This is a genomic window from Pseudomonas onubensis (assembly GCF_965653655.1).
Taxonomy (GTDB): domain Bacteria; phylum Pseudomonadota; class Gammaproteobacteria; order Pseudomonadales; family Pseudomonadaceae; genus Aquipseudomonas.
Genome location: NZ_CBFHAZ010000056.1, coordinates 1 through 12926, shown reverse-complemented (window position 1 = coordinate 12926; position 12926 = coordinate 1). Strand labels below are relative to the sequence as shown.

The window sequence follows — 12926 nt, the reverse complement described above, 5'->3', positions numbered from 1 at the left end:
AGCTGCCGTTTGAAGCGGGTGTGCTGGGCGCCGGAAAGAAAACGCGGGCGCAGCCGGGGGCCTGGGGTGGCTTGCGGCAGGCTTGGAAAATTAAGGGATTTGGCAGGCAGGGGGTGACATGGGAAGCGGGGACAAAGCGGCTCTCTACGCAGACATATGGCCTAACAGTCAGGGTGGAACCCGCGCACCCGATTCCGGCACCCAGAGGCGTCAAATACGCGTCTCTACCCAGGACCTGAACCTCATGACGACCATCGCTCACCTGCCGCTGCGTACCCAGCCCCTGCCACTCGAGAGCAGCCCAAAGGCAGAGTCTGTAACCGGCAACCCAGTCGACCTCCACAGCAGCGCCAGTAACGTGTCCGCCGGCACCACGAAGCCCCCTCTGGGTAGTCTGGGAGGCGCGTTGTCCTGGCCGATCCCTTTGGATACCGACGAACAGCGGCGCTTGCGCCTTCTTACGTTGAACCACCAACACGCGCTGGGCGAGCAGCCGTTGGTGATGCAAACCAAAGGCGGCGTTCTGGAGTTCCTGCGTTATCGCCAGCCGCTCCCGGCAGGCGCGGGGAACGACCCTGCCAAGATCCTCGAAGCGCTGGTCGGCTCGCCGCAAGGGCAACTGATGGGCAAAGCCCTGCAACAGAGCATGCAAGGCATCGACAGTGATAGCAGCGTGACGGATTACCTGCTGGCGGCAATCGCATTGCAGATGGACCCTGAGTCGATTACCGCGCCCGCTCGCAACACCGTCGCCGGCTTCGATCTGGCCCCTGATACACAGGGCGGGCGGCATGCGTCTACGGTCGTGGACAACCTGGCCAACCATTTAAGCCGCACCGGCAGAACCAGCGCGGCGCTGGCGAGCGTCGGTGCTTACCTGTTGCTGGCCAGATCGGCGCCGCAGTTTCTGATCAAAGACATTCCCCCGACGGTAAAAATCGGCAGCCAGGCATGGGCCAGTCTGACGATTGCCGCCATGACGATTGAGGCGCAGACACCGGGCAAAGTCCCCGGCATGACGTTTGCCCAAGTCATGAGCGCGGCTGAACAGGCTCAGCGGGCGGACCCGGCGATCAGCCAAACGGCACAAGCGACGGCGCTGCTCGATTGGGCGATTGCGAATGGAATACTCACCAAAACACCCGATGACAACTACCCTCCCGCCCAACTTGAATCGGTAAGAACCCACTTCAACGCGCAGCTCCACACCCGGCTCACGGCCTCTGAGGCACTGGACAAAGGATTACCCACGCGTGAGGCGATCGCACTGGCCGCACTCAAGGCGCGATTTGGCGACCTCGGCGGGTTCTTCCAGGAAAAAATATTTTCTGTTGATCAACATTACGTGGCGATTGAACGGGGCACACTTTCGCTATTGGATATCGCCATGATCGACTGGCTGGAACCCAGGCCCTTCAAGGCACATGAACCCAGCAGCTCGCTCAAGTCCGATGCATTGCGCGGGGTGTTAACGCTGTTGAACGCAAACCCGCAGTTTGGCGTGCCGGCTGAATTCGAAAGGCAATTCAGCGCCGCCGTCAAGGATAAAAAAGCCGCGGTCAATACCACGGTCAGGCACATGATCTCGCAACTGCCATTTGAGGATCGAAAGAACTTCGAGTTTGGAAAAGTCAGTTTTTTCCAGGAAGGCTCATACGTCATGGATGGTCATTTCAATAATACCCATGGCCCAAATAACCCGGGCCTGCTGGTCAAGACGCAGCGCGGTGCCAACCGACAGGCCTATGTCATCGACTTCAACAAGGGTGTGATTGAAACGACGAGCCTGTACAGCGCAAGGGTTAAGGAAACCAGGAACGCCAACACCGTTTTTACCACCAAAGTGTTCACCCCGGCGGATGCAGCACAGAGCCTGGAGCGTGAACGCCCGCTGAATGACTCACCCTGGAATAGTTTTACCAGCGCTCGATCCCAGGTGATCGCCTCGGCGTTTGTCGAGCACCTGGACCTTGACGATCCTGTTATCAAACAGCAGGCGCGCGGGCAGACGGCCCTGGACAAGGCGAACGCGCAGTTGAGCGAGTTTTTGTTAAACCTGATTCCGTTCAGGTCCGCCATTGTCAATTTTCAGAACGGCCAGCATGGCGCGGGCGCAGTCGATCTCTTACTGGATGTTTTCGGCTTTTTGACCGCCGGCACCGCAACCGCAGGAAAACTGCTCAAGGTCGGCCGTTCTCTGCTGTCCACCGCCGGCAAGGCATTGCAGGTCGCCAAGGTGGTTGGCGTGGCGGCCATCGACGTACTCAACCCCGTGGGTGGCGTGGGTGATCTGGTCAAGTTTGCGGGCAGTGCTGGTCTGTTTCTGCTGTCCAAAGGCGTCAAAGCAGTGAACGAGCTCAGAGGCGCTACCGGCAGCTACGACCTGTTGAAGGCGATCAGCAAGCAGTATGACGCTGCGGCAACCGGCAGCCTCAAGGTAGCTGGCCGGACGGTGGAAAGCGCTGCGGTACTCAAGAACGGCCATTGGTATTCATTTGATACCAATACAATGCGACCGTATGGCAGCCCGCTCGACGATTTCACGGTCGCGACCCAGGCTGTGGCGGGGAACGTGGAGACGGCACGCAATGCCGGGCGGCAAGATCTGAGCTATGCGCTGTTTGGTCATCTCAGTGTGCCCGAATCCCGCATCGCCGGGCTTACACGCAATAGTCAGGGCGTGTATGTCGCAGCCGACGGGCACCTGTCGTATATCCGCCATACCGACAGCAGCGGTAAAACAGCGGTCTATGAGGTTCGACAGGTCTCGCGCACAGAAGGCGGCGGCGTGCAGGCGCGGGTGTATCACAACAATCGGCAAACCGAATTGCTCCTCCAGCATATCCAGGGTGATCAATGGCAACGGTTGGGTGCGCCCGGTGGAATCACACTGGAGCCACCATTGAACCCGCACTGGGATCCTGAAATGGACATTTACCTGGCGCCGCAGTCTCGCAAGCGACCCGGCCCGCCTCAAGACAATGATGCCAAGCAACCGCGACAGGATGCACTCCCGACTCAGGTCAAATCAGACATTGGCCGCAAGATCGACAGCGGCGCCGAGGCGGTCGTCTACGAAAGCCTGGACGGAAAACACGTGTACAAAGACTTTGGTCTGCTCTCCTCACGGCCTTCCGGTATTGACCTGGACACCGAAGTGAACGCGCTCAACCGGTATTACGGGGATGGGTTTGCGACGAGCATCATTGAGGACGGCCGCGCCTATATAAAGATGGGGAAGCTGGACGGCGTACCGCTATCAAAAGTCAGTAAACATAGCCTGTCCGCTGACGTCAAAGGTCTGCTTGAACAGACATTGATCGACATGGAAAGTAGGGGAATATTCCATCAGGATCTAGTGCTGCAGAACTTCCTCTACAGTGCCAAAGACCAAAAAATCTATCCGATTGATATCCAGTCACTCCCGCCGGAGCAGCTCGTACCGGGTAGCCGGACTTATAAAATGGAGATGAGGATCTACAAAATGGCAAAGGAGGAGATGCTTGAGAGTTTTGATGACTTGTTAAGTCCGCCGGTTTAAACATCCGGTCGCTGGGCGGCGTTGTTTCAGTCCTTACAACGTATCGATCGGCAGATAGTCCACGCCCAACGCCATCGCCAACTGCCTAGCCCGGCCCAGCCTGATCGGGCCGCGCTCGATATCCACCAGTACTCCAGGGCAATCGAGCACGGGCAACCCAGCGATATCTTTGAGCCGCCCATCGGTGATCACCAGCAGCCGTTGCTGCTCGGCCGGGTAACGCTGGCGGCGCACGTGCAGCCAGTGGCCGGCTTCGGACAACGCCGCCAGCAACGGTGTGCCGCCCCCGGCACCCAACTGTGCCAACCAGCCGGTCAAGCTTTGGGCAGCCTTGAGCCCCTGCACCTGCCACTTGGGCGATTGGCCGCTGGCGGTCAATAACGCCATGCGCGCGCGTTGCCGATAGGCGTCGTCAAACAGCTGGGCGAGCAGGCCTTTGGCGTCGCTCAGTGCGCCATGGCGGCGGGTGGACGCCGAGGCATCGACAATCACCAGCCACAGCTCATGGGCCGCGCGGCTGCGCAGGTGATAGAGCAGATCCTCACGGCTGTGTGGGCGACCACCGAGCAAGGTGCCCGGCCAATTGATCGCGCCACGCTGGGCACTGCGCGCCTTGCCGTGCCTGCCGTGTTCCAGTCGCCCTGCCTTGGGTCGTGCATCCGCCCCCGCGTCAGGTCGAGGGCGGATGCCTAGGGCTTTTTTGGCCAGGCGGGCACTTCCCGGCGGGCGCCCGTGGGCAATGCGGGTGCGGGCATATCGCCCCACTGGCCCTGGCCGGGTGTCGGGTCAGACGGTTTTGCTGCCTGGCCTTGATCGGGCGGGCTTGTCGACGCTGACTGCGGTTGCCGGCGATGACGCAAGGCGAACTCAGCCACCGCTTCAATATCTTCTTCGGCGATAGCAGCCGCGCCGCGCCAGGCAGCATGGGCACGGGCGCCGCGCAACCAGACCAGGTCGGCACGCAAGCCATCGACACCGGCGGCAAAACAACGCTCGGTGATCTGCGCCAGGGCCTGATCGTCCAGTTCAATGTTGTCGAGCCGCTGGCGCGCCTGGGTGCAACGCTCACGCAGCGCCGCCTGTGGTTCAGCCCATTGGCTGCAGAACGCAGTCGGGTCGCTGTCGAAATCCAGGCGGCGCCGGATGATCTGCCCGCGCTCGTTGGGCAGGGTCTGCCCGCTCAGCGCCACATTGAAGCCGAAGCGGTCGAGCAGTTGCGGGCGCAACTCACCCTCCTCCGGGTTCATGGTGCCGATCAGCACAAAGCGCGCCGAATGGCGATGGGAGATGCCATCACGCTCGATCAGGTTGGTGCCACTGGCGGCCACATCCAGCAGCAAGTCGACCAGATGATCAGGCAACAAGTTGACTTCATCGACATACAACACGCCGCCATCGGCCTTGGCCAATACGCCCGGGGAGAATTGTGCGCGGCCCTCGCCCAGCGCGGCGTCCAGGTCCAGGGTACCGACCAGGCGCTCTTCGGTGGCGCCCAATGGCAGGGTGACGAACTGGCCACTGGCGAGCAGGTCCGCCAGGCCACGCGCCAGGGTCGACTTGGCCATGCCGCGCGGACCTTCGATCAGCACGCCGCCGATTTTCGGGTCGATGGCGGTCAGGCACAGCGCCAGTTTCAGCTCATCGGCGCCGACCACGGCGGACAGCGGGAAATGGGGAATATCGGTCATACCTGCTCTCTTTAAATTCTGCTATTTCTTGTGGCGAGCGATCGGTCAGCTGTCTTCTTCTATGTCCAGCAACAGGTTTTCCAACGCCTCGCGGTACGCGCCCGGCTCCTGCCACATGCCGCGCTGCTGGGCTTCGAGCATGCGTTCGGTCATGTCGCGCAGTGCCGCCGGGTTGTGCTGTTGCACAAAGGCGCGGGTGTCGGCGTCGAGCAGGTAAGCGTCGGCAAGCAAGGCGTATTGGTGATCGTCGATCAGCGCGGTGGTGGCGTCGAATGCGAACAGGTTGTCCACCGTGGCCGCCATCTCGAATGCGCCTTTATAACCGTGGCGTTTCACCCCGTCGATCCACTTGGGGTTGGCGGCGCGGGAGCGGATCACCCGGTTGAGCTCTTCCTTCAAGGTGCGGATCTTCGGCAGGTCCGGCTGGCTGTGGTCACCATGGTAGCTGGCGGCCTTGTCGCCGCTCAGGGTTTCCACGGCGGCGAGCATGCCACCCTGGAACTGGTAGTAATCGTTGGAATCGAGCAAGTCGTGTTCGCGGTTGTCCTGGTTTTGCAATACCGCCTGCACCTGGCTCAGGCGCTGGGCGAATTGTTCGCGGGCAGCGGTGCCTTCATCGGCACCCCCATAGGCGTAGCCGCCCCAGTTCAGGTAGACCTCGGCCAGGTCTTCGCGGCTTTGCCACAGGCGGCCGTCAATCGCGCCCTGCACACCCGCGCCATAGGCACCGGGTTTGGCGCCAAAGATGCGCCAGCCCGCCTGCTTCGCAGCCGCCGCCTCGTCCAGGCCCGCCGCGAGCAGCGCTTCACGCTCACTGCGCACCTTGGCCGCCAGCGGGTTCATGTCGTCCGGCTCATCCAGCGCCGCCACCGCCTGCACCGCCGCGTCGAACAGGCGGATCAGGTTGGCAAAGGCATCGCGGAAGAACCCGGACACGCGCAGCGTCACATCCACTCGTGGGCGATCCAACAGGCTGATCGGCAGGATTTCAAAGTCATCCACGCGCTGGCTGCCGGTGGCCCACACCGGCCGCACGCCCATCAGCGCCATGGCCTGGGCGATATCGTCGCCACCGGTGCGCATGGTGGCGGTGCCCCATACAGACAGACCGAGCTGGCGCAGGTGGTCGCCATGGTCTTGCAAGTGCCGCTCAAGGATCAGGTTGGCGGATTGAAAGCCAATGCGCCAGGCCGTGGTGGTGGGCAGGTTGCGCACATCCACGCTGAAGAAATTACGCCCGGTGGGCAGCACGTCCAGGCGGCCACGACTTGGCGCACCGCTGGGGCCAGCCGGTACGAAGCGACCACTGAGGGCATCCAGCAGGCCGCGCATTTCGGCGGGGCCACAGGCGTCGAGGCGCGGCGCGACAACAATGCGCAGGCTCTCGATCACCGACTTCACGTCCTCCCAACCGGGTTCTTCTAGCTGTTCGAGCGGGCCTTCCAGTGCCTGCTCGATCAGTCGCGCGGCATACAGTTCCAGGCGTTCACGGGTGTCGCCGGCGGTGCGCCACAACTGCGCATCGATCTTCTGCAACACCTCGGGGCGGCGCCCGGTCCAGGGTTCGGCCAAGGCACAGTCCAGTGGGTCGAAACCCAGGTCGAAGGCTTTGGCCAACACCCGCAGCAGGCTCGATTGCGGGCCACGGCCATCGCCACGGGGAATGCGCAGCAGGGCCAGCAAAGTGTCGATACGCAGGCGGCCGTCGGGCGACTCGCCAAAGATATGCAGGCCGTCGCGGATCTGCGATTCCTTCAAGTCACACAGGTAGGTGTCCAGGCGCGGCAGCCAGACTGCCGCGTCGGCGTCGTTATCCAGCTCCAGTTCCTGGTCGATACGGGTTTCGCGCACCAGCTTGAGAATGTCTTTTTGCAGCTCAAGGGCGCGGCGCGGGTCGAGCAATTGCGCCTCGTAGTACTCGTCCGCCAACAGCTCCAGGTTACGCAGCGGGCCGTAGGTTTCGGCGCGGGTCAGCGGCGGCATCAAGTGGTCGATGATCACCGCCTGGGTGCGGCGCTTGGCCTGGGCGCCCTCGCCTGGGTCATTGACGATAAACGGGTAGATATTCGGCAACGGCCCGAGCAGCGCATCCGGCCAGCAATGTTGCGATAGCCCGACACCCTTGCCCGGCAGCCATTCAAGGTTGCCGTGCTTGCCCACATGGATCACGCCATGGGCGCCATAGGTGTGGCGCAACCAGAAGTAGAACGCCAGGTAGCCGTGGGGCGGCACCAGGTCGGGGTCGTGGTACACCGCGCTGTGGTCCACCTGATAACCGCGTGCCGGCTGAATGCCGACGAAGGTCAGGCCCAGGCGCAGGCCGGCGATCATCATGCGCCCGTCGCGGCACATCGGGTCGTTGTGCGGCGCGCCCCAGCGTTCCAATACGGCTTGCCGATTGGCCTCGGGCAAGCGCTGGAACATCGCCTCGTAGTCGTCCAGGCCCAGGCTTTGATGGCACGGGCGCAGGTCGAGGCTGTCGAGGTCGTTGGTGACGCCGCCGAGCAGCTCATGGATCAAGGCCGTGCCGCTGGCGGGCAACTCACTCGGCACCGGGTAACCTTCGGCGTGCAGCGCCCGCAGGATATTCAGCGCTGCCGCCGGGGTGTCCAGGCCTACGCCATTGCCGATGCGGCCATCGCGGGTCGGGTAATTGGCGAGGATCAGTGCGATGCGTTTGTCGGCATTCGGCACCCGCGCCAGTTCGACCCAGCGCCGCGCCAGCTCAGCGACAAAATCCATGCGCTCGGGCGCTGCGCGGTAGCACACCACGTCGGATTGGCTGCGCTCGCTGCGCCAGGCTAAATCTTTAAAGCTGATGGGCCGGCTGATAATGCGCCCGTCCAGCTCCGGCAAGGCAATGTGCATGGCCAGGTCACGCGGGCCAAGGCCTTGTTCGCTGGCCTCCCAGCCGGGCTGGTTGTCTTGCGCGCAGATCGCCTGGATCACCGCGATATTGCGGCGAAACGGGCGCAGGTGCGGGGCTTCCGGGCTGGACTGGGCAAAGCCGGTGGTGTTCAAAATTACCGCCGCCTGCACTTCATCCAGCAAGTCCTCGACCACCGTCAGGCAGCCGGGCTCTTTTAAACTGGCCACCGCCACCGGCAGCGGGTTAAGGCCCGCCGCCTGCAAGCGTTGGCAGAACACATCGATAAAACCGGTGTTGGCCGCCTGCAAGTGCGAGCGGTAGAACAACACCGCCGCCACCGGCCAGTCGGCGTGCCAATCGGCCTGCCAGTCGTTCAGCCGTGGGTGGGGTTTATACGGGTGATAAATGGCCGTGCGCGCCAGGGTTTGCGGCTCGTCCCAGGTGTAGTCGCGGCCCAGGTGGCTGCTGGCCAGGCAACGGTAGAAATCCAGCGCATTGCCCAAACCGCCCTGGCGCAGGAAGTGCCAGAGGCGGTCGCGCTCAGCCATGCCAACGGTGCTTAAGCCGCTGAGTTCCGGGTCGGGGCGATCATCGCCCGGCACCAGAATCAACTGCACGCCGCGCTCGGCCAACTCCACCAGCCGCTCAATGCCGTAGCGCCAGTAGCCGATGCCGCCGTGCAGCGAAATCAGGATGACCTTGGCGTGGCGCAGCACCTCGTCGACGTAAAGGTCGACCGAGGCGTGGTTCTGCACCTGCATGGGGTTGGCCAGGCGAAAACTGGGGTAGTCGTCCGGCAACTGCTGGCCAGCCTCGGCCAACAGTGCAAGGCTGGAATCACCGCTGCACAGGATGACCAGCTCGGCAGGGGTTTGGCCAAGGTCGGCAATATTGTCGTCCGAAACGAAACCGCCCGGCTGAGTCCTGAGCAGGTGCATGGGTTAAACGCTGAGCGCTGCGCGCAATTGCGCTTCAAGGCCCGCCGCGTCCAGTTCCTGGCCGATCAGCACCAGGCGTGTGATGCGCGCTTCGTCGGCGCCCCAGGCGCGGTCGAAGTGCTTGTCGAAACGCGTGCCCACACCCTGGATCAGCAGACGCATCGGCTTGTTCGGGATCGCCGCGAAGCCTTTGACGCGCAGGATGCCGTGCTGCACCACCAACTGGGTCAGGGCGTCGAGCAGCAGTGCTTCGTCGGCCTGCGGCAAGTCGATGGAGATGGAGTCGAACGCATCGTGGTCGTGATCGTCTTCGCCTTCATGGTGATGATCGTGATGGCTGTGGCGGCCGTCGATGTGTTCTTCGGAACCGGCGCCCAGGCCGATCAGCACGTCCAACGGCAAACGACCGCTGCTGGCTTCAATGATCTTCACCGCCGGCGGCAGTTCCTCGGCGACTTCCAGGCGCACGCGGGCCAGGTCTTCGGGGCTGATCAGGTCGGATTTGTTGAGGATCACCAGGTCGGCGCTGGCCAGTTGGTCGGCAAACAGCTCGTGCAGCGGCGATTCGTGGTCCAGGTTCGGGTCGAGTTTGCGCTGGGCATCAACCTGGTCCGGGAAGGCGGCGAAGGTGCCGGCGGCCACGGCCGGGCTGTCGACCACGGTGATTACCGCGTCAACCGTGCAGGCGCTGCGGATTTCCGGCCACTGGAAGGCTTGCACCAAGGGTTTTGGCAGGGCCAGGCCCGAGGTTTCGATAAGGATATGGTCGAGGTCACCGCGACGTGCCACGAGTTCGCGCATGACCGGGAAGAACTCTTCCTGCACGGTGCAGCACAGGCAGCCGTTGGCCAATTCGTAAACGCGGCCGTTGGCTTCTTCTTCGGTGCAACCGATGGAGCACTGCTTGAGGATCTCACCGTCAATGCCCAGTTCGCCGAACTCGTTGACGATCACGGCGATGCGACGGCCTTGGGCGTTGTCGAGCATATGGCGCAGCAAGGTGGTTTTACCCGAACCGAGGAAGCCGGTAACGATGGTGACGGGGAGTTTGGCCAGTGTTTTCATCGGATGCCCTTGGGGGCGGGCAGACGGGACGATAGACCCTGCGACGGCGCGCAGCAGCGGATTTCGTCACCGGATCACCCCGCCCGGTTAAGTAGAAAATCGGTTACGAGGCAGGTCTCCTGGCTTGGGGTTTGCAGGCCTTGCGACCCGCGCTGGCTGCGCCTTCCCGCCGTTATGGCAGTGGCGTGGCAGGCAGATAAACCCTTCACAGTTGCGGGGGCAGCCGCGGCTTGTACCGCGTTCCCTTCTTAGCTTCGGCGTGGGCCGAAGAACCTCGAAGGTGCAAGGCTACAGGGGCTCGCGGCATTTGACTACCGTCGCCCGCCCATGCTCTCCTACACATCTTGTTTCGGGTGCCCTTCACAGGGTGAAACGGGAAACCGGTGAGTCATCGCGTAATGACGAGTCCGGTGCTGCCCCCGCAACGGTAAGCGAGCGATGCGTCACAACCACTGTGCCTGTAGGGCATGGGAAGGCGATGCTTGATACGGCCCACCTCTTCTCCCAAGAGCGCCCCTCGCAAGCCCGGAGACCGGCCCGAAAAATCAGATAACAAACCCGCGGTGGGCGGGCGCTGTTCGGAACCCTGCGTGCCTGGCTCGCGGGGTTTTCATGCGCTCGTGTCACCCTGAAACCCTGAAGGGACGCGCCATGTCGATCATCAGCAGCACTTCGCACACCGCCAGCAGCACCGCCACCTTGAGCCAACGCCTGAGCGCCGCCATCGGCGCGTCGATCCTCGGCGCGTGCCTGGTGTACTTCGCCGGGTTCTCGCATATTGAGGCCGTGCACAACGCCGCCCACGATACCCGCCACAGCGCCGCGTTCCCGTGCCACTGAGGGCTGCCGACATGATCAAGCGTATTGCCCAAACCGCAGGTTTCACTGGCCTGCTGGCTGCCCTGTTGCTGACCCTGCTGCAAAGTTTCTGGGTCGCCCCGCTGATTTTGCAGGCGGAAACCTTTGAAAAGGCCCCGGTCGCCGAAGTGGCGCACGAACACGCCGCTGGCGCCGCAGCCCACACCCACGATGCCGAAGCCTGGGAGCCGGAAAATGGCTGGCAGCGTGTGTTGTCGACCACCGGCGGCAACCTGGTGGTAGCGGTCGGTTTCGCACTGATGCTGGCCGGCCTCTACACCTTGCGCGCGCCGACCCGCACGGCTCAAGGGTTGTTGTGGGGCTTGGCCGGTTACGCAACTTTTGTACTGGCGCCCACCCTGGGCCTGCCGCCGGAATTGCCGGGCACCGCAGCCGCCGACCTGGCCCAACGGCAGATCTGGTGGATCGGCACTGCAGCCTCTACCGCTGCGGGTATCGCACTGTTGGTGTTTGGTCGTAGCTGGCTGCTCAAGGTGCTGGGCGTGGCGATCCTGGCCGTGCCCCACGTGATCGGCGCGCCGCAACCGCAAGTGCATTCGATGCTGGCACCCGAAGCCCTGGAAGCGCAGTTCAAGATCGCCTCGCAACTGACCAACGTCGCCTTCTGGCTGGCCTTGGGCTGGATCAGCGCGTGGCTGTTTCGCCGTAACCGCGACGGCCAATACTCGGCATGACACTGGTGGTCGGCCTGGGCTGCCAGCGGGGTTGTGATGTTCACGCCCTGCTCGGCCTGTTTGACGCAGCCCTCGCCGACGCCGGGATTGAACGCCAACGCATCACGGCGCTGGCAAGTATTGATCGCAAACAGGCTGAACCCGGCCTGCTGGCCCTGGCCCGGCTGCTGGAACTGCCTTTGCAGTGTTTCAGCGCAGAACAATTGGCCGGTTTTGCACAGCGTTTGAGCCACAAGTCAGCCGTCGCTTTTGCGCATACCGGTTGCTATGGCATCGCCGAAAGCGCGGCACTGGCCCTGGCTGAACAGTTGTCGCATCGCCCTGCCCGCCTGTTGATCACGCGCAAAAAAACCGCCCAGGCCACCTTTGCATTGGCGTGCGCCGACTAAAATCCCGATAATTGCCCACCTCGATCATGAGCAACTTTCATGCTCGCCCGTTTTTCAACAGGAACTTCCATGACCGTCTACTTTATCGGTGCAGGCCCCGGCGACCCGGAATTGATCACCGTCAAGGGCCAACGGCTGATCCGTAGTTGCCCGGTGATCATCTATGCCGGTTCCCTGGTACCGGCGGCGGTACTGCAAGGTCATCAGGCCGAACAGGTGGTCAACAGCGCCGAATTGCACCTGGAGCAGATCATTGAGCTGATCAAGACAGCCCACGCCAACGGCCAGGATGTGGCCCGCGTGCACTCCGGCGACCCGAGCCTGTATGGCGCGATTGGCGAGCAGATCCGTTGTTTGCGTGAGTTGGGCATACCGTTCCAGATCATCCCAGGGGTGACGGCGGTGTCGGCTTGCGCAGCGTTGCTGGAGACGGAGCTGACACTGCCCGACATCGCCCAAAGTGTGATCCTGACCCGTTATGCCGATAAAACCAGCATGCCGGCAGGTGAGGCATTCGACAGTTTGGCGCAACATGGCACGACGATGGCAATTCACCTGGGGGTCAACCATCTGGAGAAGATCGTCGCCGAACTGCTGCCGCACTACGGCGCCGACTGCCCAATTGCAGTGGTGCACCGCGCGACGTGGCCGGATCAGGATTGGGTGGTGGGCACTTTGGCGGATATTGCCGTGAAGGTGGCGGCCAAAGGGTTTCGGCGCACGGCGTTGATTGTGGTGGGTCGGGTGTTGGCCAGTGACGGTTTCAGCGAGTCATCGCTGTATCGGGCGGGGCATGCGCACCTGTATCGCCCCTGAAGAAACGCGGTCAAACTGTGGGAGCGGGCTTGCTCGCGAATGCGGTGGGTCAGTTACAGTTATGCTG

General features: G+C 62.7%; 9 protein-coding genes and 2 riboswitches. Of the genes, 5 read left to right on the top strand and 4 right to left on the bottom strand.

What is annotated here, in order from left to right:
• Positions 1 to 244: 244 nt before the first annotated feature.
• Positions 245 to 3541, top strand: coding sequence for an OspG family effector kinase (locus ACTD9P_RS18165; RefSeq protein ID WP_438868783.1), 3297 nt, complete (start codon positions 245 to 247; stop codon positions 3539 to 3541).
• A 33-nt stretch (positions 3542 to 3574) separates the two neighbouring features.
• Here the strand turns inward: ACTD9P_RS18165 and ACTD9P_RS18160 are convergent, their stop codons facing one another.
• From ACTD9P_RS18160 to cobW, 4 genes are read right to left on the bottom strand one after another with little or no spacing between them, the layout of a single operon-like run.
• On the bottom strand, positions 3575 to 4177 hold the full coding sequence (locus tag ACTD9P_RS18160) for a vWA domain-containing protein (RefSeq protein ID WP_438868788.1): 603 nt from the start codon (positions 4175 to 4177) through the stop codon (positions 3575 to 3577).
• A 53-nt stretch (positions 4178 to 4230) separates the two neighbouring features.
• A complete protein-coding gene (locus tag ACTD9P_RS18155; RefSeq protein ID WP_438868782.1) occupies positions 4231 to 5229 on the bottom strand; it encodes a magnesium chelatase ATPase subunit I in 999 nt (332 codons plus the stop codon).
• 45 nt (positions 5230 to 5274) lie between these two features.
• Positions 5275 to 9036, bottom strand: a complete 3762-nt coding sequence (cobN, locus tag ACTD9P_RS18150) for a cobaltochelatase subunit CobN (RefSeq protein ID WP_438868781.1) — start codon at positions 9034 to 9036, stop codon at positions 5275 to 5277.
• A gap of 3 nt (positions 9037 to 9039) precedes the next feature.
• Complete coding sequence (cobW, locus tag ACTD9P_RS18145) at positions 9040 to 10101, bottom strand: cobalamin biosynthesis protein CobW (protein ID WP_438868780.1); 1062 nt, start codon at positions 10099 to 10101, stop codon at positions 9040 to 9042.
• A 92-nt stretch (positions 10102 to 10193) separates the two neighbouring features.
• A riboswitch (cobalamin riboswitch) is annotated at positions 10194 to 10393 on the bottom strand.
• A gap of 42 nt (positions 10394 to 10435) precedes the next feature.
• A riboswitch (cobalamin riboswitch) is annotated at positions 10436 to 10656 on the top strand.
• Positions 10657 to 10752: 96 nt separating this feature from the next.
• Here cobW and ACTD9P_RS18140 point away from each other — a divergent pair.
• The 4 genes from ACTD9P_RS18140 (at position 10753) to cobM (ending at position 12859) form a co-directional block, all read left to right on the top strand.
• Positions 10753 to 10941: a CbtB domain-containing protein gene (locus ACTD9P_RS18140; protein WP_138815786.1), complete on the top strand. Its 189-nt coding sequence runs from the start codon at positions 10753 to 10755 to the stop codon at positions 10939 to 10941.
• An 11-nt stretch (positions 10942 to 10952) separates the two neighbouring features.
• Positions 10953 to 11654, top strand: coding sequence for a CbtA family protein (locus tag ACTD9P_RS18135; RefSeq protein WP_065911425.1), 702 nt, complete (start codon positions 10953 to 10955; stop codon positions 11652 to 11654).
• Complete coding sequence (locus ACTD9P_RS18130) at positions 11651 to 12043, top strand: cobalamin biosynthesis protein (protein WP_438868779.1); 393 nt, start codon at positions 11651 to 11653, stop codon at positions 12041 to 12043. Before ACTD9P_RS18135 ends, ACTD9P_RS18130 begins: the two co-directional genes overlap by 4 nt.
• Before the next feature lie 69 nt (positions 12044 to 12112).
• Positions 12113 to 12859, top strand: coding sequence for a precorrin-4 C(11)-methyltransferase (gene cobM, locus ACTD9P_RS18125; RefSeq protein ID WP_438868778.1), 747 nt, complete (start codon positions 12113 to 12115; stop codon positions 12857 to 12859).
• Positions 12860 to 12926: the final 67 nt, after the last annotated feature.